Raw genomic sequence first — 23,283 nt, 5'->3', positions numbered from 1 at the left:
GTGGAGGGAAATCAGTTGGCGCGCCTGCAGAGCGGAGGCTGCGCGTGAGGGGCACATCAAACGGAGTGGGTCGATGCCCCAACAAACTAATGCTCATCACCTTGATCGTCGCGCTCGCACGATCGTCGAAAGCCTGGGTGGAACATGGCGTCAGAACAAGGGCATGTGCTGCTGCCCAGCGCATGACGACCGAACTCCCTCGCTCAGCGTGACACTGGGTCGGAAAGCGATCCTGTTTCATTGCTTCGCAGGATGCTCGAACGAGGAGGTCATTGCGGCACTGGACCGCCAGGGTGTTCGAAGTCGTGACCTGTTCGATAGCGCTGGCGCCGTGGCCGCTGATCGATTGGAAAAAAAGGCCTTCAATTCCAACGCACGACGGTTGTGGCACTCTGCGACGGCGATCCCCGGCACCCCCGCCGAAGTATACCTCGCACAGCGCGGGATTCTGCGTGCCTCTGATCAGCTCCGTTATCTCGAGCGAACGCCGCTCGGGCCACGCGGTGCAGTCCAATTCCTCCCGGCCATGTTGGCGGCCGTCACAACTGACGTCGGCGTAATCGCGGTGCACCGGACTTTCCTTGATTCCGGAAGCGGCAGGTTGGCAGGTTTCGAGCGTCCCAAGCGTGCATTGGGAGGCCTCGGCTGTGGTGCTGTCAGACTTGCCCCGCCAGCAGCGGGCCGGTTGGGCCTTGCCGAAGGTATCGAAAGCGCCCTTTCAGCCATGCAGCTGTTTGGCGTCCCTTGCTGGGCAACGCTCGGTAACGAGCGGTTCGGCCTCGTCGCGATTCCAGAGGGCGTGCGCGAGCTCTACCTGTTCATCGACAATGATGAGGGAGGCGAGCTCGCAGATCAGCGCGCGCGAAGGGCATATTCTGAGCCCGCCCGGGTGATCCAGTCGCGAGCGCCAGCGTCCACCGGTTTCGACTGGAACGATGAACTCAAGGCGAGGCTCGCTCGGAAAACCTGATCAGCGAGCCAAAGGGGAGGGGGCCTTCGGCTGATTGAGGCCTGCGAGACGCAGGACCTCGTCAGGAGGTTTCCCATGTCCAACTCTTCCCTCGCTTTCGCATTCGATCCACCATCTCCGCCGCTTGTCGTGACAGCAGCCAAAGCAATGGCGTCGCAGTTTGCAGCAGGCCGCACGATTTCGCGCAGTGACGTCAACCGCACCATGACGGACCACTTCGGCGGAACCGATGCACTCGGGACATGGTCAGTCCGTGATGCTCACGCTGCGCTCGAGCTGGCGCAGGTTCAACACCTGCAAGCATCAGATCAGATCCAGCTCACGAGTCCGATCGGCGAGGCCGAACAGTTCTTCTGCGGCCTCGATGCCCGAGTTCCGACCCAGACCAATCGCAGCGACGAGCAGATCGAATGGCAGCAGTTTGCGACGCCGCCGCGCCTTGCCTGGCTTGCTGCCCGGGCTTGCGCGCTGGCCACTGGCGAGCTTGTGCTCGAACCCTCGGCCGGAACGGGCATGCTCGCGGTCTGGGCTGCCAAGGCCGGCTCGCGCCTTGCCCTCAACGAAATCTCGCCGCTGCGCCGCGACTGCCTGACTGCTGTGTTCCCCGCTTCCCGTGTGACCGGATATGATGCCGAGCTGATCGACGAATTGCTCGATCCGGCCATCAGTCCCAGCGTCGTGCTGATGAACCCGCCCTATTCACACGGGATCGAGCGGGGCCACGATGGGCGCACCGGGGCGAGGCATCTGCGATCGGCCTGGAACCGGCTTGCGCCCGGCGGGCGGCTTGTCGCGATCATGCCTGAATGGTTCGACTGTGCGCGGTTTCTGGCAGGGATGAAGGGGCCAGTTTCGTTGCGGCTCAATGTTGCGGTCGAACGTGCGTTCGTCAAGAATGGCACCGGGATCACCACGCGGTTGCTGGTTCTCGACAAGTTTCAAGGCCCCAACGAGCCTGTCGCTATCCGCACGAACGTGTTCCGCCAGCTGGCCGAACTTGTCGATGCTTTACCGGCTCGCGCCAGCCTCAGGGTCGCTCCCCAAAAGTCGAACCTTCCAGCTCGTGCTCCGTTCCTTCCGGTTACTGCGCCGCGCAGGCCGCTGCCGACGCCAGCAAGGATTACGCCGGCAGCCTCCGCCATCGGTTCGCTGACCTACGTGTCTCTTGAAATCCCTGCACCGCTTGCCCCTCAGGTCGGCCACTATCTGCCCTATCGCCCGAGCAGGATCGTCATTGATGGCGCGTCAGGGCATCCGACGCCGCTCGTCGAATCCGTCGCCATGGGGTCGATTTCGGCACCCAAGCCCGACGCGGTGCCGCAGCTGCCTGACGGGCTTATCGCCAAGGGACTGCTGTCGGCCGCCCAAGCAGAGACCCTGATCTATGCTGCAAGCGCTCATGCGCGCGATCTTCCCGGCCGGTTCGAGCCCGAGGACAAAGGCTGTTTGCTCAAGGCCTCGGCGGAAGGTCAGGTCTACCGACAGGGCTACTTCCTTGGGGACGGCACCGGCGCTGGTAAAGGTCGCCAGGTCGCGAGCGTCATTCTCGATCGCTGGGTGCGCGGTGAGCGCCGCCATATCTGGATTTCGAAGAACGAGGCGCTACTGGAAGATGCCCGGCGCGACTGGGCCGCGCTTGGCGGTCTCCCGATCGACATCCAGCCGTTGGCGTCCTGGAAGCTGGGCACCCCGATTGCGATGCACGACGGGATTCTCTTCGTCACTTGTCCAACCCTACGTTCGGGCCGGAGCGACGCAACGCGGCTGGATCAGATCCTCGCCTGGGCCGGTGAAGATTTCGACGGCGTTATCGTGTTCGACGAAGCGCATGCCATGGCAAATGCCGCTGGCGGCGAAGGATCGCGGGGTAAGGTCAAGGGCTCGGAGCAGGGTATCGCCGGGGTGCGCCTACAGAACCTCCTGCCTCGCGCACGCGTGCTCTACGCCTCGGCCACCGGCGCATCCGACGTCAACAACCTGGCCTATGCCACGCGCCTTGGGCTCTGGGGTCCGGAGACCGCGTTTGCCAATCGTGAGGCCTTCGTTGCCGATATTCGCGATGGCGGAATTGCAGCCATGGAACTGGTCGCGCGCGATCTCAAATCGCTCGGCCTCTACACGGCCCGGGCCCTTTCGTTCGCCGGTGTCGAGTATGAAATCCTCGAGCATTGCCTGACCGAGGATCAGATCGCGGTCTACGATGCCTATGCCGAGGCCTGGGCCATCATCCACGCTAACCTGCGCGAAGCGCTGGAGGCCACGCGCATCGTCGACGGCGAAACCGGCGGGACGCTCAACTCGGGTGCCAAGTCCGCAGCGCTGTCGATCTTCGAGGGGACCAAGCAGCGCTTCTTCGCGCAGCTGCTTCTGTCGATGAAGCTCCCCAGCTTGCTGCCCGCGATCGATACGGCGATCGCCGATGGGCATGCCGTTGTCGTGCAACTCGTCTCGACGGCAGAGGCCATGCTCGACCGGCGACTGGCCGACCTGTCTGACGAGGAACGCGAAGCTCTCGAGATCGACCTCTCCCCGCGGGAATACGTGATCGACTATCTCGCCAAGAGCTTCCCCGTTCGCCTGATGGCCGTGTTTACCGACGAAAATGGCAATCCTCGCTCCGAGCCGATGAGCGACGAACTCGGCGCGCCCGTGCTGTGCCGATCAGCACTCGCTGCGCGCGACCGGATGATCGAGCAGCTCTGCGCCTTGCCGCCGATCGCCACTGCGCTTGATGCCATCATCGAACGCTTCGGCGTCGACCAGGTTGCGGAAGTGACCGGCCGGACGCGCCGGCTCATCGTCGACCGCAGTGGTTGCCAGAAACTCCAATCCCGGTCGCCCCGCGCCAATGTCGCCGAGACCCAGGCCTTCATGGACGGCGCCAAGCGCATCCTGGTTTTCTCCGATGCCGGGGGAACCGGGCGCAGCTACCATGCCGATCTCGCAGCCAAGAACCAGGCCCGCCGCGTTCACTTGCTGCTCGAGCCGGGCTGGCGGGCTGACGCCGCAATCCAGGGGCTCGGGCGGACCAATCGCACCAATCAGGCATCGGCTCCGTTGTTCCGGCCCGTGACCACCGATGTGCGCGGCGAGCGGCGGTTTATTTCGACCATCGCCCGCCGCCTCGACAGCTTGGGCGCTCTGACGCGCGGGCAGCGCCAGACCGGTGGCCAGAACCTCTTCGATCCGGCCGACAATCTCGAAAGCATCTACGCCAAGGAGGCTCTCCACCGCTGGTTCGGCCTCTTGTTCACAGGCAAGCTCGAAGCCGTCAGCCTCGGGCGCTTTCAGGAACTGACGGGGCTGCGGATCGAAGCGCCTGATGGTTCGATGGTCGATGACCTGCCGTCGATCCAACGCTGGCTCAACCGCATCCTGGCGCTTCCCATTGCCCTGCAGAACGCGATCTTCGATGAGTTCATGGGACTGGTCGAAGCGCGCATCGATGCCGCCCGGCAGGCCGGCACACTCGATCTCGGCCTGGAGACCATCGCGGTTGAGGACTTCACGGTCCTGTCCGACACGCTGCTGCGCACCGATCCGGCATCGGGCGCGACTACCCATCTGCTGGAGCTGGAAATCGCCAGAGCCTTGAAGCCGCTTACGTTGAAGCGGCTCGAGGAGATCCACGGTCTCACCGGGCAGCGGCAGCGACCGGTTCGGAACGCCCGCTCTGGTCGGGTCGCCCTGCTGGTCCCCGCTCGCAGTATTCTTGCCGATGACGGCACGCGCGTGACTCGCTTCGAATTGCTGCGTCCGCTCAAGCGCAGCCACATCACCGAAGATCAGCTGGCGGAGAGCAGCTGGGACGATGTTTCCCTCGACGATTTTCAAAATTCCTGGGTGACCGAGGTCGAAGAAGCCCGTTCCAGCCACAAGCGGGAGCGCCTCTATCTCGCGACGGGCCTCCTGCTGCCGGTCTGGGACAAGCTCCCTTCGGATTTCGTGAGGGTGAGCCGCATCTCGGCAGCTGATGGCCGTTCGCTCCTCGGCCGCGAGGTTCCCGCCCATTGTGTGCCCGCACTGTGCCGAGCGCTGGGTCTGGAACGCGAGCAAACTCTTTCCGCCGATGAAATCGTGCAGACCGTTCTTGCTACTGGCCGGGCTATGGAATTTGCGGGACGCGAGCAGCTCATGGTCAAACGCAGCTTGGTCAATGGCTCACAGCGAATTGAGCTCACCGGTTGGAGCGTAGCCCGCCTCGACTGGTACAAGGCCCAAGGCTGCTTCACCGAGGTCATCCGCTACCAGACCCGGCTCTTCGTGCCGATCGAAGGCGCCGCAAGCGTGATTGCCAGACTGGCATCATCGGTATAGATCCTTGCCAAATGGCATTATCTGGAATATATGATGCCATATGGAGAACTGCCATGTTGGCTCTGCAACCCGTTGATACTGCCGTTACCGCCTTCCGGCCCGATCCGATTACGCAGGACGAGGCAGCTGCCATGTTCCGGGCAGTCCTCAATCTGTTCGGCAAATGGGAACTGACCGACGAGCAGGCGGCAACGCTGCTCGACATGCCGGTGCGCTCCTATCGCCGATGGAAGGCGGAAGGCCCCGGGCGCGTTTCGCGCGATGGGCGTGCGCGTCTGTCCAACCTCATGGGCATCCATAAGGCGCTCCGGATCATCTTCACGGAGGCTGCCCGCGGGTATGCCTGGATTAGGGCGGCCAATGATGCGTTCGGGGGCTCCAGCGCCCTCGATATGATGCTCGGAGGTGAACTCACTGACATCATGCGGGTGCGTCGCTACCTCGACGCTGAGCGCGGCGGCTGGTGAGCGAAGCAGCAGAAATCCCCGTTTCTAGAGTTGAGTGGAAGGGCGCTGTCAGGATCATCCGCAGCGCCTTTCCGCCGATCGACCTGTTCGAGGACATCGCCGATCCCGCGGACTGGCCGCTGCTGATTTCGGCCGAGCAGAAGACCAATCCTCGCATCATGGCGACGATTGGTAATATCGACCTCGTTCCGGTTGATCGACGCGTTGGCGGCAACGGCGCCTCCTATCTCATGGCGCCATTCACCCACATCAGCACCGACCGGCCAAGCCGCTTTACCGATGGCAGTTACGGTGTTCTCTACGTCGGGGATCGGTTCGAAACTGCGCTGTTCGAGACAATCCACCATCATGCCCGTTTCATGGCGCGAACCCGGGAAGCGCCGGGATGGACCTCGCAGTTCCGCGAAATCATCATGTCGGTCGATGCAGATCTGCATGATCTCCGAGCTCTGGCGGGTGAGCTGGTTCCGGAGCTCGATCCCGATAGCTATGCCGCATCTCAATCGCTAGCGCACCAACTAAGGGGCGCGGGATCGGACGGGATCGCCTTCCCAAGCGTCCGGCATCCGGGTGGAGAATGCGTTGCGCTCTTATACCCGGACTGCGCGTCAAATCCCCTGCAGGGGCGACACCTCGACTATCACTGGGACGGCGCGCGCGTTGATCTTGTGCGTGATGCCGGATCAGGAGCCGTTTTCCGAGTTGTCGATTTGCCCAGCATTGGCTGAGTGGCGATTGAATGATGAACCTTGGCGGCTCTCGACCAAAGGCGGCCGTTCAGATCAGCTAGGGCGAACCACTGCTCCTAACATTAGCTGCCTATGGAACGTTCCGACACGGACCGACAGTTATGCGCACTTATTCCGTTGCAAAGACAGCTGGGGCATCGTTGCGGCGGAAACTACGATGAAGACGAGTGATTACCTTTGCTGATCAGGCCAGCGCTTGCGTGGTCATCGGGAAGATCTTGGCCCTCTTGCGGAGGTTCAAGCCGCCTCGGCCTGCTGACTACCAAGATAGTCCTGCGGCGCTGCGCAGAAATCAGCATTGCTTGAGAGTGCGCGAAGCAATGCGACGCGCCAGTCATTCCGGCCGAACCGCGCGGCCAGATCGCCGGCGCACTTCACGAGATATTGACTGAAGAGTGCGGCTTCGAGCTCCCTAAACATGAGCATCGCGGTGCGCTGTTCGGAGAGAAATATGTTGATCTGACCGCGATAGCGCGCGTTGAGCTTCAGGCGGTCAAGCTGGAATTGAAGCTTTGCCGCCAGTCCGGCATCCAACTGCGTCGCGTCGATTTCGAAGCAAACCTCCAATGCGCCCGCCACGAAAGCTACGTCGGCTTTCAGGAAGTCGGCGTCCGGCAAGGCCTGAAAATAGGCGTGGATTAGTCCGGGGCCTTCGGCGGGGCCAAGGCCAGGCACGACGGTGCGCTTGGCATTGTTGCATGGGCTGCAGCTAGGCACGAGATTGCGCGGATAGATTGCGAGATCGCCGTAGACGCTGCGCGGAAGATAGTGATCGAGATCGCGCGGTTCCCCAAAGCCGCAATAGGGACACTGGTCGGTGGAAGCCAAAAGTCGCTCGCGCAGCCTTGCTAGCCGCCCTCCGATCTGGACCTGATCGTAGGCGGCCTGAAGGTATGGTCGCGCAGCATTCAGATCCGCGGGTGTCAGGGCCGCGTCCGGCTGGCCGAGCAACGCATCATAGAGCTCGTATACCGCGAGGATCGCCGCCCGCTCGACCGCAGAGAGGGGGTACACGGCATTGCCGTTCGCCAGCGTCAACGCGCTCGTCAGGGATTGGTCGAGATCACCCAAATCCTGGGGTGGCATAACCCACATATCAGCCCTTCCGCTCGGCTATGCGCGTCATCACGAATGCACGTGCCTGGAGACTCAGCCCGCGATCGAACAGTCTTTCGATCGTCTCTAGCGATAGGTTTGCATCAACCAGTCTCGATAAGGCGTGATGAAAGTCGGTCGCGTCTGCGGTCAGTCCGAAAACCTCGTTCGTAATCTCGCCGATGCTCTCGCCATAGGTTTCGATCCGCGAGGGAAAGATGCGGGTCTCGGCGCCGGAACGTCGGATTACTGAGATATGCCGTGCCAGCGTCTCCTGCACCACCACAGGCGAATGCGTGGCGATGACGGCAAACGCGTCATTGTGCCGCAGGATCAGCCGAACAGCGTGCATCAATGCCGCGAGCAGTGGGGGGTGAAGGTGGCTTTCCGGTTCATCGATCAGGACGATGGACTTAGGCTCGGTATGAGCCACGAGCGACGCGACGGCGTGCATCACGATCTTATGGCCTGTGCTCCATACCTTGAACCACGCTATGGCATGTTCGAGAACTGACGCAGCCGGGTCGGCGCCAAGGTCGAATAGCGATGTGTCCGATGCCAGGAGGCGGCAGACCTTCCCGAAGAGTTCCTGTTTCCCGCTATCTTTGATGCGGGTGACAATTCCCCCGAATTCATTCGCCAGCTTCTCGCTTGACTTGAGGATGATCATTTCCTGGCGATCGAGGTCGCGTTGCTCGATTGGTCCACCATCGACGTCACCAACACCCTCGGCCCGCCGCACCTCCGCCGGAATGTCGCGAAGGCCGCAATAGTGGTAGCGGCCAGTGCCACGCTCGAGATCCTCAACGATCTGGAGGCGCTCGCGGTGATCCACGCCCGGAATCTGGAATTCGTCGAAGGCGCTGTAGGCAATATTGATGATGCGGGTGAAGCCGATGCCAGGCGGGGCAATCGATCCTAACGTCGTCAGCTCCTCTCTCGCTCGCTCACGCTGGGATGCGTGCAGGACACGAGCCAGCCGAAACAGCAGTGTGCTCTTGCCGGAACCGTTGCGGCCAATGAGAACCGCAATTCGGTCTGGCAGGACATTGTCAGGCGCACCCCAGAAGGCCGCATCGTTTGGCGCCTTGAAATCTAACTGGAACGGATCGACCCAACCCTTCACATGGAACGACGCTTCAAGGCCGAGGCGCGCTACGCGATCATAGTCCCGCTGCAACAAGACACCGGCATCGCGCTGGAACGTCTTCCATTCGATATAGCGCAGGACAGAGGTGCCCCAACCTTTCTCACCGAAGAATGTCTCCGCATGGTCGGGAAAGGCCAGCGCGTCGCGCAAAAACGTCAGAATCTCTGACCTGAGTCCTTCAGGCAATCCAGCCAAGCGCTCGTAATAGTCGAGATCCTGCCCAAGAGAGACGAAGTCCTCACTGAGCGCAGCGAGCGGCCCGACCTCTAGCTGCAGACCATCTTTTTCCGTCTGACCACGCTTCAGAATTTTTAGCGTGCCGATCAGGCCGCTGAACTCCGGTATCGTAACAAAGAGGTGGTACTGCGTCATAAAGTTGAAGTCGTTCCAGCGATCCTGCTGCAGAGCTACGCCGCGAAACGAGGGCGGCGCGTCTTTGCTAGGGGGAAAGACTGAGAAATTCGTCATGACCGCGGCATCCTAGGGAACATCTATCTTTGAGCAAAGCGGTCTTCTGACGTTGTGTGTCAGCACCGGTTGGCCGTGCAGGCGAATTTCGGCCTGAGCGCTTCAGGCATAGCATTCGAGGCACGACGCACAGAACTGAGCGGATAAAGAAGGTCAGATGCGCCGGATTGCTCACCGACAGCCGACGGTCGGCAATCGCCCCAAAATGCGTCGCTCGGCGAACGAGCCTTGAACAGCAACTTACGCCAGAACCAGCCCTTCGCCTGCGCGAAACCGTCTGGCAGCAACGTGCCCTCATTACAGTCCTTAGGTGCTTCCGTTTCCAATCCTGAAAGCGGTCATTCGTTCGTGCCACATTCGCGCCTCATTGACGGGCGCAAGTTTGGCAGCAGATCGCGCCAAGTCTGCGGCGGCACCGGATAGCGATAGGCGCGGCATGCCATCAGCACGAGCGGCCAATGGCCGAGTCTAACGGCGGAAAGTTGATTGTAGTGCGTGTTGGTAGTCGCTTCGGTGATGACGAAATCGAGCGCATCTTGCGTGCCTTTTGTAACCGGTATGCCGGTCAACGCGGCGCCGTGATTATCACGGCCTAAATAGAGATTGTCCTCGCTGTCCTCGTCAGGGAGCCAGGTCTGGAAGGTGCAGTGGCCCAGCTGCTCCGCCTTGAATGCGGCTAGTTCGTCGTAGATGCTTTGCCGCCCGCGCGCCGCAGCGAAAATCGCAAGCAGCGGATAGAGGATGCTGCCCTCTGTCGCGCCCCTGCGATACTCATCGCTCTGCTCGGACGGATGGTCGACCAGGTCCCAATAGGAATGGCTAGTGGTCGGATAGCGGTCCTGTACGGTGAATGCGAACATTGTGCGCTTCGCCAGTTCTTCGACCCAGTTATCAATCGCACCCTGCGCACCAGGACGGCAGGCAAGCAGCGTGAAGGCAAGCGCGATGTCAATTCCCTGCCAGTCTCCGATCGGCGACAGCAGCGCGCGGTTGTTACCTACGATCGCCATCAACTTCTGGCACAGCCGATCGATGCGGTTAACAGTAGCCTCGGTCGTAACAGACAGTTCGGCGGGAAGGGTTTGGAGATATGCGCTGCTCAACACCACTGGGCCAGTCGTCGGACTAAGCTGCCATACCAGCCACAGCCCACGCAGCGCCAGCCGGCCGATGAGATCGAACAGCTTGAGGTTCACATCGATAGCGGCGTGCGAGCCTACTGCACTCGACACCGCATGGCGGGTGTCGGCATGGGGCAACACTTTGCCTTCGAAAAGCGTGTCCCAGATAGTGAATTGCAGCTCGACAAGCTCGTTGATGACGAGGCCTGCCGCGTCGGCTCCTCTACCGCCGCGCTGGATATCGGCCTTCAGCAAATGCCAAATCTCGAGCAGCGCGCGTTCGCTTGCCCGATAGGGCGCTTCGATATTGTCGGCTTCGCGCGCCCAGACGAACATGATCCACAGGCAGATGTTGATCAGCCGTGCCTGGCTTAGCCTCTGCGCAGGGGTTGTCCCAGGCGTATCCGCGAGTGCGCGGAGCAGACGCTGGAAATGATCGAGCGCGATATCCGGCTCCTCGACCATCGCCACGCTCTTGCGGAAATGGCTGCGCAAGGGCGCGGGGAGCAGGTCTTCGCGCAAAATGCCGTCGAAAATGACCTCCGCCAGCCGGTCGCCGTTCCACTCCTCGAAGCTGATCTTCTCGGTAGTGTAGCGGTTCATGTAGCCGGTCACTTCGGCGCGAACCTGCTCGTCGATCGCCCCGCCAAAGGTCAGGCAGATCGCGATCGGCAATGACGCATATTCGGGCGGGATGCGGCTGGTGATGTAATGGTCGAGGATTTCATCGAGTGAGGGGCGCAAGCTCTGCGGGCTTCCTGTATTCCAGTCGTTGCGGTCGAGATCACCCGATTTGACCGAAAAGAGATGCACCCGCTGGACATTGTCCCGGCCCATCCCAACCGCAGCGATATCGACGCCATATTGCCGCGTGCCACGTCCCGGCCGCGAATAGACAGTGAAACCAAGCTCGGTCAGCAGGTCGGGCAGCACCGCGTCGAGCTCACCGCGCTCCTTCAGCGACGCGAGATATTCGCGGATGACGAGCTTCATGGCACGGCCTTGCGCATGGCGCGGAAGACCCTCAATGTGTAATCGAGGTCGAACGGCTCAAGAATATCAAGACGTGGCGACTCGATGCTGTGGCTGAACGTTTGCAGCTTCATCTCGTTGCGCTGCGTTCTTCCGTCAGGGCCCTTGAAATAGCTGATCGAGCGGTTGCCGTAGAGCAGTACTGAACGGCTGACGATTGATAGGAACACCGACTTCTTTTCGGCCGCATTGTGCGCCTCCTGCATCGAGCGATGGTGGCGGTGCTGCTCGATCAGCCGCTCGCGTTCCGACGGACGCAGCTCCTTAATCCGGCCCGCTTTGCGAAGACCTTCGATATAGGCCTCTAGCCGCGTCAGCAGGTTGGCGATCGCCGCCTGTTCCGGTTCGGCCGCGGTCTTGGCCCGTTCGGTCAGACACTCGGCGAGCTCGCCGGAATAGTTGATCAGCAGCGGGTCGAATAGAATATCCAAAATCGCGTGTGTCGCCACCTCGCTCGCCCCTTTGAGGAGCCCGAGCAGCAGCGATGCGGCCGTGATTGAGTGGATGAACAGCCAGCCGACGGCGCGGTGCGCGAGTAGGATGCGGTCGGCATCGTCGAGCGCAAGCGCTGTATCACCGATGTCGACGATGAGCGGGGCGCCGCCATGATGGTCGCCTGCCAGCGCCAACGTGGCCGCACCGAGATTGCGCTCAGCTGACAGCAGCCAGCCCATCACCACTTGCGCCAGCTGGCCGGGGGGAAGCTGGCGCAGCGCAAAGGATGTGCCGTCCAGGGTCTCCATTGAAGTCAGCGCATCATGTGCGGCGATCAGCGGCGAAACAAGGGCAAGTGCCTCGTCGAGCCGCTTGTGGTTGATGAGCTTACTGGCGGCGGCATCGATGTTGGTAAGCGTGCCTTGGCTGGCCATCTGCACTTTGTGCATGATCGCGGTCAGACTCTCGACGATCTCCGGTCCCAGTTCCTCGCCATGGAACATCAGCTCGAGCGAAAGTTGGTGGATCGCCTGGTCGCCGACCTGCGCAATACTGGCATTGATTAGCGAGGCGGCCTGCGGCGCTATTTCTGGATGGGCCCGGGTGATCTCACAGATCGCGGTCAGGATGTGGCCGAGACTATTGTCGTCGGCGGTTGGTGCCGCAGCAGTCAGCGCGGCCACGGCGGTGTCGCGGGCTTCGGACGTGGCAAGCGCGAATGTACCGATTGCCTTGCCGGCGGCCGAGCGCGACGGCGCGTGCGGCCCCTCCAGATACGCGAGCGAGCGCGTCAGGGCGTCAGTCGGATCGCTCTTTGCAAGGGCCTGCAGCCCAATAAAGACATAGGCGCTGTCCTCGGGGGCGGCCGGGTCGACGGCGGCGAGCATCGCTTTCGCACGATCGCCCTGTTCTGCCCAGGTTCGGAACGCGCCATTTGGCATACCTGACGCTCCATCGTCGCCAGCGCGGGCGGTCAGTGCTTTCACCGCCGCCAACATCGTCGGCACCTCGGCTTCGAGACTGGGGATCAGGTCGGAATAGATGTGCATTACGGTGAAAAATTGATGCTGGTCGATCGGTGAACTGGCAATGTTTTTCGCGGGTTCGAGCACATCGATCGTGCCGTTATTGTGCAGTTCGGTTAGCGTCGCTCGAAACGCATCGCCGAGCTCGTCACGGCGGTGACGTCGCAGTCGCTCCACGAACAGCACGGGTAGCGTGCCCGTCTGGGCGTGCGCGACAATATCGTCCCGGTCGCTCAATCCGCCTCCAAGTTACCGGCGCAGTAGTGCTGACGCGCGCCAGTCCGCACCTTAGCAGAGATTACCGCTTGAATCTTAGCAGATTGCTTAGTTAACGATAGCTTGATCAGAGGTTTGCCCGAAAGCGTCCAGCCCCGCTACCGGCCCAGTTGCGGCCGAAGTGCAATTTCATCGAGGCAAATGCTGATCGTCGGCTATCGTCGGAACCTGCCGCTTGACCCGTCGCCGGGGAATGACCGGTGGGTCCCAAGAGCTCCCGGCTGCTGTCAACCGAGACTAAGTCATTCATCGCTTGGCGTGCAAGCGGCTCCTCATGATGAAAGCTGCCGCTTCCTCTTTGGCGAGTTACCAGTCAGCTTCGCCGTGTGCCTGATAGTTCTTGAAGGATAAACATTGCGTTGCGCGCCCGGTGGACGGCCCTCGGTTCTGTTGGTACGATGTGTCTGGGGGAGCAAATGTCCGACGACGCCGGGTTGTTTTTCGATAACCGATTCTTGGAACGCCATGCCGGGTCGATCATTCAAGATCCCGCCATCGCGATCGTCGAACTCGTCGCTAACGCATGGGACGCTTGGGCCACCCGGGTCGATATTGTTTGGCCCGAAGCTGGCAACGACCGCTTTTTCGAGATTGAAGACAACGGGAAGGGTATGTCGGAGGCTCAGTTCCGCTTGCGATGGCGGACGCTCGACTATGACCGTGTTCGCACACAGGGCAAGCAATCGCTGCCACCTCCCGAATTGGGCGAGCTCCAGCCACGCGAACCATATGGTCGCAACGGCAAGGGCCGTCATGCAGCGTTCCGGTTCGGCGAGGCATACAGGGTGCGCACGTGGCGCGACGGCATCGAAGTAACCTTCGAGGTTCGACGCAGTGCTACCCAGCCGTTTCTAATCGAGCGCATCTCTGTGCGGGAGGAAGTACCAGGCCACGGCACGGTTATCTCGTCGATCAACCCCACGCCGATGGGAATGAGCGCGGAGGCTGCTCGCGAAGTGATCGGAACGCGCTTCCTCGCAGATCCCAATTTCAATGTCACAATCAATGGCACGCGGATTACCTTCGATGACGTGCCCGAGCATCAGCTCAGTACGATTGATATCGACGTCCACGGCCACGGCGTCGCCCATCTCGTCATCATCGACACCCAAAAGGCCGATCGAACGACGCGGCATCACGGTATAGCGTGGCGGGTCAACAATCGCCTTGTTGGCAAGCCCGGCTGGACTGGGTTCGATCAAGAGCGACTGCTCGACGGTCGCAGCAGCGAAGCAAAACGCTTCATCTTCATCGCCCGGGCCGACTTCCTCGGAGACGATGTGCTGCCCGACTGGTCGGGCTTCTGGCCAAACAATGCTGGCTGGCGAGCGACACAAGCTGCGGTCCATACCAAAATCCGGGAGTATCTAAACGATGTGAATGCCGACCGGCGGCGCGACGCCAAGGAAACCGTCCGTGAAAATCTCGGCGCGAAGGTTTCGAAACTCCCCCCGGTCAGCCGCGATCGGTGGAATGAGTTCGTTGACCAAGTGGTCGATACCTGCCCAGGCATGAACCTTGAAACAATCGAGCAGGTTGCCGGCGTGCTCGCCAACCTCGAGCTCTCGACCTCCAAGTATGCACTGATTGCTAAGCTCCATGACATGAAGCCGGGCGACCTTGACGAGCTCTATGCAATCCTCGCCGACTGGACCGTGCGCACCGCTAAGCTCGCTCTCGATGAAATACAGACTCGGCTGAAGCTCATCGCTGAACTGGATGCAAAGCTCCAAGACGAAACGATGGACGAGGTTGCAGATTTGCAGCCGCTGTTCGAGCGCAGCTTGTGGGTGTTCGGGCCAGAGTTCGAAAGCCTCGAGTTCACCAGTAATCGCGGCATGACCACGGTCATCAACAAGATCTTCGGCAAGAAGCAGAAGGGATCGCTGCAGCGCCCAGATTTCGTCATGCTACCGGATGGCAGTGTCGGCTTCTACAGCCGCGACTCTCACGATCTCGGCGGCGAGGTCGACGGCATCGCGCGGTTGGTGATCACAGAGATCAAAAAGCCGGGTGTGGTCATAGGCGGCAAAGAAAAGAGTCAGCCATGGCGCTATGTGGAGGAGTTGCTCGATAAAGGACTCTTGACCGACGCCGCTACCGTCACGTGCTATGTTCTTGGCTCGCAGATCAAGAGCACTGAGGCAGGCATCGACACAAAATACGACGGACGCGTCACGATCATCCCGATGACCTATGCGACCTTCGTCAAACGCGCCGAGAAGCGGATGCTAGGCTTGCGCGAGAAACTGAAAGATGCGCCCTTCCTCCAGAGCCAAGGCATCGATCCTGATGCCTACCTGACGCCTCAACATCCGCGCCAAAGGGGCCTCTCGTTCGACGATCCCGTGTCGGCGGTACGCTGAAAGCGCGTCGGGGCACCGTCAGTCCGCCGCTAAACGCACGCAGATCACTGCCAACGAGCACCCCCCCGGTAACAGCAAATTTCGAGGCAGCCTGACGTTCATTAATTCATTCCGTAACGGCTGTTTTGTCCTAACAATCGTCATCCCTCGTTGCCGACCGGGCTGTGAAACTCGCAGCAATCAACCAAGAGGGGAGGGGGGCTTGCCCTGATTGAGCCATTTGGGCGTCGATAGTCGGCGTGCCGGGCTCACAATCAGGAGTGTGTCCCATGATCAAGTCGATCCCGCTGAACAAGCTCGTTCAGTCGCCCCGCAATGTACGCCGTCACAGCGATCCGGCAGCAGATGCTGAGCTGAAGGCTAGCATTGCCGCCCGCGGCCTGCTGCAGAACCTCATCGTCCGGCCCACTGCGAAGGGCAAGTTCGAGGTCGAAGCCGGGGAGCGTCGCCGGCGCGCAATGCTCGCGCTGGCCGAAGAGAAGCTGCTCGCCCGCGATTATGAAGTCACGTGCCTCGTGCTCGAGGACAGCGCTGAAGCGGCCGTCGAGACCAGCCTCGCGCAGAACTTCCACCGCCTCGCCATGAACCCCGCTGACGAAGCCCAGGCCTTCGCCGCGCTTGTGTCTGGGGGTGCGACTGTCGAAGAGGTTGCCCGCCGCTTCGGCCTGACTGTCCGTTTCGTCGAGGGACGTCTGCGTCTTGCGACGCTTGCGCCCGTCGTGTTCGAGGCGCTCGCGTCCGGGGAGATCACCCTCGATATTGCCAAAGCCTTCGGCGCCACCTCGGATCAGGACATCCAAACCCGCGTGTTCGAGCAGGTGTCATCGGGCTATTATGCGCCCAACCCTGATAGTGTCCGGCGTATGGTCCTGTCCGGGACAGTACGGGGCAGCGATCCGCGCGCGCGTCTCGTTGGTAGCGACGCCTACATTGCCGCGGGCGGCCGGATCGAGCGTGAGCTGTTCGACAACGACGACAGCGAATCCTGGGTCGATGTCGCACTGCTCGAGAGCCTCGCGGCGGCAAAGATGGAAGAGCAGGCCAAAGCCCTCGCCGCCGAGCAGGGTCTCGCCTGGGTCAAGCCGACGCTCGATCCCTATGCCAGCCACGATCTGGTCGAAGGGCTAGTCCGGCTTCCGGCCGAACCGGCGCCGATGACCGAAGCCGAATTGACGCGGCTCGACGAACTCGATGCCTCTTATGATGAACATGCGGCGATCCTCGAAGACGAGGACAGCGCCGAGGAGGCTGTGGCAGCCGCCGTAGCGGCGATCGAGGCGATCGAACGCGAGTGTCAGGACATTCGCGCTCGCCCTCCCGTCATCGCGCCCGAGCTCAGGGCCGAGGCAGGGATGATCCTGGTGCTCTCGCGCGATGGTACGCCGGTTCTCCAGCCGGTGTTTTACGGCGAGCGTCAGGCTGAACCTTCCGAAGGCGACAACGGGATCGAAGTAGTTGCAGGCGAAGATGGTTCGGAAAGGCGCCGGACCACCTTGTCGAAACGTCTGGTCGACGAACTCGCGATGCAGCGCCGCGATGTTCTGGCACTTCACATTGCATCCGATCCCGGGCTGGCGCTCGACATCATGGTCTTCACTCTGGCCGATTCCGATACCCACGACTGGCGGGCACGCCCTTCGACCACGCTACGCGCGCCTGTTCCGACAGGCCCGATCATCGGCTTCGAAGCCAAGGATGCTCCGGCGAGCAGCGGGCTGGCCGAGTTCCGCTCCAGTCTTGACGAAAGCTGGCGCGCTGGTGACGATGCGATCTCCCGCTTCGATCTGTTTCGGGCGCTGCCCGATGAAAGCCGAGCCGCATGGCTTGGCTTTGTCGTTGCCCGGTCGCTCGAGGCAAGCCTCAACATGTCCGGTGAGCGCCAGCTTCCGTTCCAGGACCATCTCGGCAGCCTGATCGGCATCGACATGGCGCAGTGGTGGCGCCCGACAGCAGCCAACTACTTCGACCGGGTATCGAAGCAGGTGATCCTCGACGCGCTGACCGATGTTGGCGGTCTCGAACTCTCTTCGCGCTTCGCCTCGGTCAAGAAGGGTGACCTCGCGATGAGCGCCGAGCGCGTCTTCGCCGGCACCTACATCACTGAGGTCGAAGTTCGTGAAAAGGCCCTGGCCTGGGTGCCTGAGGTCATGCGCTTCGGCTCCGCTGCGCCGGAGGCGGGCGAAGCCTACATCGACGCAAGCGACGCTGAGCTCGGTGTCGACGAGGAAACTCATACCCCCCGCGAGCTGGCCGCCTGACTTCCTCCTGACAGGCAAGGCCACTCGTACCTCGAGAAGCGGTCCTTCGGCTTACGCCGGAGGGCCGCTTCCTTCTTGGAAGCAGAGCAGAGGGGGCCCGTGAGCCTGTGGCACTGACCGGCGAACCTGTCGCCGACTGTCCAGATGCCTCAATCAGGAGAACCATCATGGCCTATCGCAAGGAGCAGGGCGGCGGCCTGTCGCCCGCCGCCCGTATCACCCAGGAAATCATCGCCCGTCTGGAAGCAGGCACGAAGCCGTGGATCAAGCCGTGGCGCGGTGTCCCGGTCTCCCGGCCCTTGCGGGCCTGCGGGATCCCGTACCGCGGGATGAACGTGTTCTGGCTCTGGATGGTCGCCGACATGTGCGGCTACGCCTCGCCATTCTGGATGACCTACAACCAGGCAAAATCGCTCGGAGCCCAGGTCCGCAAGGGCGAGAAGTCGACCATCGCAATCTTCTACAAGAGCTACACCAAGGAGGTGGAAGCCCCCGATACCGGCGAAAAGACCGACGAAGCCCGCCGGGTGCTGAAAGCCTATCCGGTCTTCAATGCTGATCAGGTGGAAGGTCTGCCCGAGCGCTTCCATCCAGCCGCGACGCTCGAACTGGTCGAGCCTGAAGGGCGGGAAGCCGAGCTCGACGCCTTCTTCGCCGCCATCCCGGTCAATCTGCGCCATCAGGGCTGCGAGGCCTATTACGAACCAAGTGCGGATCGCGTCACGATGCCGCCGGTCAGCCTGTTCAACGGGTTCGATCATTACTACGCCACGCTCGCCCACGAGCTGTCGCACTGGACAGGCCATGCCAGCCGTCTGGGACGTGATCTCAAGAACCGTTTCGGTACGGCTGCCTATGCCGCCGAGGAACTGGTCGCCGAACTCTCCAGCGCCATGCTGGGCGCCGAGCTGGGTCTGCCGGTCACACATCTCGACAGCCACGCGAGCTATATCGAACATTGGCTCAGGCTACTGAAAGACGATGACCGCGCGATCCTGACCGCTGCCGCCAAGGCCGAGGAAGCTTCGAGCCTGCTGCTGAAGCTCGGCGGGAAGATCATTCCCGAGCAATTTGGCGACGCGTCAGACGACGCTGCGCTTGCGGCCTGAGGGAGGATGTCATGGGCCGATCGGTCAGCTATCCCAGCGGCGCAATCGTCGCCTTCACGGTGCTCGAGGTCGAAAGCGACGATGACTGGGAATTCGAGTATGAATGGCTGCGTGACGATCTGTGCGAGCGGGCCGCCAAAGCCTTCCCGTCGCTGATCCCGTACGACGGCTGGCGCGGACGGGAGGACCGGATCCTAATGCGCAATGCCTATGCGGATTTCGGCGTGTCGTTCTATGGCGGGCTGGTTGCCGTCTGGATCGCCGAACGCGAAGACGGGGCCTATTGGGACGCCGATTGGCGCACGGCCCGGTCACCGCGGGCAAAGCGCTGGCTGTCCCAGATCGCATCCCGCTTCGATGCCATGTTTGGCGACTACGATTGCCTCGGGCACATGTCGAACGGCGAGGGGGTCTACACCAAGCGTGCAGCTTGAGATCCGCGAGTTGGTCATGCCCAGAGCGTTGGGTTGCCATCCCTGACTGAGCTTTGCCACCCGCTCATGGTCTGGCGCCATGCGAGAGAGGCCCTGGGCCAGCCGCCAGCCTTGCGCAACCCGGCTAGGCCGGGCCCGTGTTGGCCTTCGCCCTTCAGGCTCAAGGCCTGCCCGCGCCAGCCCGCCAAGCCGGGTTTCCCCTGACGGGTGCGCAATCCTGCCTGAAGCTGGCCCTGACGGGCTCTCGCTGGCGCAGCCATGAACGGATGCGCCGGCCTCACGCCAGTCAGGAGGATATTCCCATGCACACGTCATTTGCCGATCAACTCGCCGCGCTCGATCTGGCCGGCTTCTCCATCGGTCCTGCCCCCGTATCGACCAGCGATTTCCCGGTCCGCGAAGCTGTCGTCCAAACCCTCGAAGCGGTGTGGTCCGATCTTTTCGCCATGGTGTCCGGGACCGCTCTCGAAGCCGATGCCGAGGATCTTGGCTGGGCCTTCGTCAACATCTTCCACCGTTCTGCGACCCGCAAATCGACGGCCCTCGACCGGGCAACCGACGAGGTCCGCGCGCTGATTGCGACGGCCGACGGATCCGAGGTCCACACCCATGACCTTGAGACCCAGGTCGAGCGAGCTCAGTGCGCCGAAAGTGCGATGCTGGCGCTCGAAGAGATGCGCGAAGTCGCAGCAGCCCTGTACCTCAATGAGTTTGGTTCCTCCTGGAAGCCGGTCTCCAGTTCGCGCTTCAATCACAGCGCCATGATGACTTCTGCGCTCGTCGAAGGTCGCGATTTCCTGCGTGCTCGTGCCGAGGCCAAGCGCCGTGCAGCGGTGCCCGAAGGAACCCCGATCGTCTTCGCTGGCGGGCGCACCCGTCATGCCACCGAAGACGATGCACTGATCTTCGGCAACAACGTCTGGGCCACCCTCGACAAGGTCCGCGACCGTGTTCCCGACATGGTGCTCATCCATGGCGGCGACACCAAGGGCGTCGACCGCTTGGCATCGAGCTGGGCCGAACGTCGCGGTATCCCGCAGGTCACGTTCTCGCTCGACATGCGTCTCGGCGCCCGTGCCGGCTTCAAGCGCAACGAGCGGATGCTCTCGCTTGATCCGCGCTACGTCGTCGCCTTCCCGGGTAACGGCGTCCTTGAACGTCTGGTGATCGAAGCCAAGGCGCGGAGGATCACCATTGTCGATCGCCGCGGGCCGCTCGGCACGTCGCCGAAAGCGCCGCCCGGGTGAGCGGCTGCCCTGATTAGCCAATTGGGAAGGCCGCGCCGATTGCGATGTGTTGCGTTTATTTCGAATATTTCCCAGGTAGCATGTCGGCACGCCGGAGAGACCAGTGACATTGCCACGAAGCGCCTCGCCGTTGGGCAACAGACTACCATCGGCTGAAGACCGCCAGATCGCCAATCAGCTTCGTCAGATCTTGGCGGCGCACAAGGCGGGGGAAGCGCATCTGCAGGTGTTCGATCCGGCGACCAAGAGGCCGGTCGAATTCACCCTGACACCGGCGCTGTCCGACCTGTTCCTCGAGCTGCTGCGTTACATCGGCAGCGGCGACGCCGTTACCCTGCTCCCGATCCACGAGATGCTGACCACACAGCAGGCAGCAGATCTGCTGAATGTATCACGCCCATACCTCATCAAGCTGATCGAGAAGGGTGACATTGCCCATTCCATGGTGGGGCGGCACCGGCGTTTGATGGCCGAGGACCTCTTTGCCTTCAAATCGGCACGGGACAAGGCTCGTACCGAAGCCCTGAATGACCTCATCTCTGACAGCAAAGATCTGCACTGATCGACACCGTGTATGGTGCCACAGCCCATCACTGGGCGTTGCAGCTTTATCGTCGTCACTGTCACCGGATCCGTGTCCCAGGCGTCAACGCGTGGCATTTAAGCTGTCTGCGGCGTGATTGCTTCTGGCGGGGCAGCAGTGTCCCGGTGTCTGCCATCTTCAGGTAGACGCGTTCTGCCAGCTGCCGAATGAAGGCTGCACAGGGCGAGGGCAGGGGGGGCGCTCGAGTTGGCCAGAGGAAACGGCAGCTATGGGAGGCCTGTTCAAGGCATCCAGCTCCACCCGGCTTCGATGCAAACCTGTCCCTGAATCACCCCCCGTCGAGACGCGCAACCCCGATCAGGTCCGGCCGAGTTGCCGGTCACGTCATTCTGCGTGCCCGGCTGCCCGCACCACCCGAACCAGATCGGGGTTCCCCTCCGGTGCGCTTCGCCGCGGGGCGCTTCTGCTCGGGTTTTGCAGCCGGGATGGACCCGGAATGCTCGATCAGGAGAATACCCATGACCAATCTCGTTATCCTCGTTGGCCGCATCGCTCGCGACCCCGAAACCCGCACCACCCAAGGTGGAACCAGCATCACCTCGATCTCGGTTGTGACCGATCGTCCCGCCCGCAAGGAAGGCAAGACCTACAAGGACGAAAACGGCTACACCGCCAAGGACAGCGAATTCCACCGCGTGACCTGCTTCAACGGCCTCGGCGAAAACGTCGCCAAGTACTGCACCAAGGGCCAGATGGTCTCGGTCGAAGGGCGCATCCACTACACCCAGTGGGAAGACGAAAGCGGCACCAAGCGCTACGGCTGCGAGATCATCGCCGACAAGGTCGACTTCCTCACCAAGGGCCGCTCGGGCACCAACGAGGACGCCCCCGATATCGACGAGGACTGAGTGTCCTCACCTCCCGAAACGGCCCCGGTGGCACTTGCCATCGGGGCCTTTTCTTTTGTTGCCGTGCGATGCGGCGGCACGTGGCATCGAACCCCGTGCCGCTGCCCTGGTGACGCTTACGCGGGCGCAATCCGCTTCAGCGTTTCCTCGATGCCGAGCGTCATCGATGCACTCACGATCTGGCGAAGCTGCGCCGGATCGATGGTTTCTGCGCCGCAATCGATCAGCACTTTGCCGAGCTCGATCGCCACCTCTTGGCGAAGACGAACTTCCTCGCCGTCGAGCTGGGCACGCTGTTCACGCAGTTTCTTCAGCGCATCGCGTGCGCTGGTTTTGGACCTGGCCATATGGGGTTCCTTTTTGCTGGCCGTTGGTCCCCTCCGCCGCTGAGAATTGCACTGCTCGGGCAAGTAGGGAAGTGGTTTGTGGGGCGACCGACGCTTTCCCACACGACTGTTGGTGGGGGGCTCTCTCGCAGATAGGCCAAGTGTGATGCGGGCTTTGGGGCTGCGTCAAGGACGACGGGGCCCCACCATTTTTGCCGTGCGAGCACGACAAAAATCGTTGCCCCCATCGCCGCTTCGCGGCCGCTCACGCGGTCCCTGACCCAGCCCGTCACCCACATCCTCACAGCTCCTGATGCGACGCATCGAACATCAGGAGGAAAGATCATGTACGTTTCACACAGCACGGCCGATGACGGGTACCACGCAGACCAGGCAGCCTTCGTTGCCGCTCTCGATCAGGCCCATGCCCGGTCCTATCACAGCTACTTCACGCAGTACGTCCTGACCGATGGCGAGGCCGGGTACATCGCGGTCGATGAAGGCGATTACGATGCCTTGCCCAAGGCCTTGCTGGACCGTGTGATCGATACGGTGCCCGGCCGCCTCAGCGATGAATTCTGACCCGGAGGATCAAGGGGGGAAGTCCGCAAGGGCTTCCTCCCTTTGTTTTTTGCTCGGGTCCCGCAGCTTCGCGTTCGGGTAGATACGGCCGCCGATCGAGGCTCAGCCGGCGAGTTCCGACCTGTCGATTTCCTTGAGGCGTTCGGGCATCTCAAGCATCTTGATCGCTGCTGCCGAGATCGCCTCCGCAATCGTCGGATATGTCTCAGCCGAGCTTATCGAGACGCCGTAGGAATAGGTAATCGTCCCCTGAAAGCCGTTGCCTTTCGGTGTTGCGCTCAAGCTGATCTGCGCCATTGCCTGCCTCCCTTTCCGCTCGTTCGACTGCGTCAACATACGCTTCGGGCGCCATCCTGGATACGTGAATTGCAGGGCCGGCAATGCGCGGCGAATCCGGCAGGAAG

The 23,283-nt window shown here is 61.8% G+C and carries 18 protein-coding genes; 12 read left to right on the top strand and 6 right to left on the bottom strand.

The genetic code is table 11. The features are described 5' to 3' along the window. Positions 1-73: 73 nt before the first annotated feature. The 4 genes from CBR61_RS14480 (at position 74) to CBR61_RS14465 (ending at position 6,482) form a co-directional block, all read left to right on the top strand. A complete protein-coding gene (locus tag CBR61_RS14480) occupies positions 74-970 on the top strand; it encodes a DUF7146 domain-containing protein (protein ID WP_088915014.1) in 897 nt (298 codons plus the stop codon). A gap of 75 nt (positions 971-1,045) precedes the next feature. Continuing rightward, positions 1,046-5,287 carry a bifunctional class I SAM-dependent methyltransferase/DEAD/DEAH box helicase gene (locus tag CBR61_RS14475; RefSeq protein ID WP_088915013.1) on the top strand — a complete coding sequence of 1,414 codons (4,242 nt, stop codon included), beginning with the start codon at positions 1,046-1,048 and terminating at the stop codon, positions 5,285-5,287. Between the two features lie 53 nt (positions 5,288-5,340). After that, positions 5,341-5,754: an MbcA/ParS/Xre antitoxin family protein gene (locus CBR61_RS14470; RefSeq protein WP_088915012.1), complete on the top strand. Its 414-nt coding sequence runs from the start codon at positions 5,341-5,343 to the stop codon at positions 5,752-5,754. Continuing rightward, entirely contained in the window at positions 5,751-6,482 is a 732-nt protein-coding gene (locus CBR61_RS14465) for an RES family NAD+ phosphorylase (protein WP_088915011.1), read from the top strand. The genes CBR61_RS14470 and CBR61_RS14465 overlap by 4 nt, the downstream gene beginning before the upstream one ends. A gap of 258 nt (positions 6,483-6,740) precedes the next feature. On the opposite strand, the gene CBR61_RS14460 is transcribed toward CBR61_RS14465, so the two are convergent. The 4 genes from CBR61_RS14460 to CBR61_RS14445 all read right to left on the bottom strand — a co-directional run bounded on the left by CBR61_RS14460 (position 6,741) and on the right by CBR61_RS14445 (position 13,066). Beyond that, positions 6,741-7,574 (bottom strand): HNH endonuclease, encoded by an 834-nt coding sequence (locus tag CBR61_RS14460; RefSeq protein WP_157696626.1) that lies wholly within the window; start codon positions 7,572-7,574, stop codon positions 6,741-6,743. 25 nt (positions 7,575-7,599) lie between these two features. Further along, positions 7,600-9,216, bottom strand: a complete 1,617-nt coding sequence (locus CBR61_RS14455) for an AAA family ATPase (protein ID WP_088915009.1) — start codon at positions 9,214-9,216, stop codon at positions 7,600-7,602. Positions 9,217-9,554: 338 nt separating this feature from the next. Then, entirely contained in the window at positions 9,555-11,330 is a 1,776-nt protein-coding gene (locus tag CBR61_RS14450; protein ID WP_088915008.1) for a chemotaxis protein, read from the bottom strand. Further along, positions 11,327-13,066: a hypothetical protein gene (locus tag CBR61_RS14445; RefSeq protein ID WP_157696625.1), complete on the bottom strand. Its 1,740-nt coding sequence runs from the start codon at positions 13,064-13,066 to the stop codon at positions 11,327-11,329. The genes CBR61_RS14450 and CBR61_RS14445 overlap by 4 nt, the downstream gene beginning before the upstream one ends. 455 nt (positions 13,067-13,521) lie before the next feature. On the opposite strand from CBR61_RS14445, the gene CBR61_RS14440 reads away from it, so the two are divergent. The 7 genes from CBR61_RS14440 to CBR61_RS14410 all read left to right on the top strand — a co-directional run bounded on the left by CBR61_RS14440 (position 13,522) and on the right by CBR61_RS14410 (position 21,971). Beyond that, the gene (locus CBR61_RS14440; protein WP_088915643.1) at positions 13,522-15,471 is read left to right on the top strand and encodes an ATP-binding protein; all 1,950 of its coding nucleotides are present in this window, start codon (positions 13,522-13,524) and stop codon (positions 15,469-15,471) included. 269 nt (positions 15,472-15,740) lie between these two features. Then, complete coding sequence (locus CBR61_RS14435) at positions 15,741-17,729, top strand: ParB/RepB/Spo0J family partition protein (protein WP_088915006.1); 1,989 nt, start codon at positions 15,741-15,743, stop codon at positions 17,727-17,729. A 167-nt stretch (positions 17,730-17,896) separates the two neighbouring features. Next, entirely contained in the window at positions 17,897-18,838 is a 942-nt protein-coding gene (locus tag CBR61_RS14430; RefSeq protein WP_088915005.1) for an ArdC family protein, read from the top strand. 11 nt (positions 18,839-18,849) lie between these two features. Continuing rightward, positions 18,850-19,272, top strand: a complete 423-nt coding sequence (locus CBR61_RS14425) for a hypothetical protein (protein ID WP_088915004.1) — start codon at positions 18,850-18,852, stop codon at positions 19,270-19,272. Positions 19,273-19,574: 302 nt separating this feature from the next. Beyond that, the gene (locus CBR61_RS14420; RefSeq protein ID WP_088915003.1) at positions 19,575-20,519 is read left to right on the top strand and encodes a DUF2493 domain-containing protein; all 945 of its coding nucleotides are present in this window, start codon (positions 19,575-19,577) and stop codon (positions 20,517-20,519) included. 103 nt (positions 20,520-20,622) lie between these two features. Then, entirely contained in the window at positions 20,623-21,081 is a 459-nt protein-coding gene (locus tag CBR61_RS14415) for a helix-turn-helix domain-containing protein (RefSeq protein WP_088915002.1), read from the top strand. Between the two features lie 500 nt (positions 21,082-21,581). Next, complete coding sequence (locus CBR61_RS14410; RefSeq protein WP_088915001.1) at positions 21,582-21,971, top strand: single-stranded DNA-binding protein; 390 nt, start codon at positions 21,582-21,584, stop codon at positions 21,969-21,971. Between the two features lie 116 nt (positions 21,972-22,087). On the opposite strand, the gene CBR61_RS14405 is transcribed toward CBR61_RS14410, so the two are convergent. After that, a complete protein-coding gene (locus tag CBR61_RS14405) occupies positions 22,088-22,318 on the bottom strand; it encodes a DUF6437 family protein (RefSeq protein WP_088915000.1) in 231 nt (76 codons plus the stop codon). 324 nt (positions 22,319-22,642) lie between these two features. Between CBR61_RS14405 and CBR61_RS14400 the strand changes: the two genes are divergently transcribed. Then, the gene (locus CBR61_RS14400; RefSeq protein ID WP_088914999.1) at positions 22,643-22,879 is read left to right on the top strand and encodes a hypothetical protein; all 237 of its coding nucleotides are present in this window, start codon (positions 22,643-22,645) and stop codon (positions 22,877-22,879) included. A gap of 102 nt (positions 22,880-22,981) precedes the next feature. Here CBR61_RS14400 and CBR61_RS14395 read toward each other — a convergent pair whose 3' ends face one another. Beyond that, positions 22,982-23,176, bottom strand: coding sequence for a hypothetical protein (locus CBR61_RS14395; protein ID WP_088914998.1), 195 nt, complete (start codon positions 23,174-23,176; stop codon positions 22,982-22,984). Between the last annotated feature and the right edge of the window lie 107 nt (positions 23,177-23,283).

This window comes from Porphyrobacter sp. CACIAM 03H1, assembly GCF_002215495.1.
GTDB lineage: Bacteria > Pseudomonadota > Alphaproteobacteria > Sphingomonadales > Sphingomonadaceae > Erythrobacter.
Note: the sequence above shows the minus strand (reverse complement) of the source record. Positions and strands in the feature narration are given on the sequence as shown.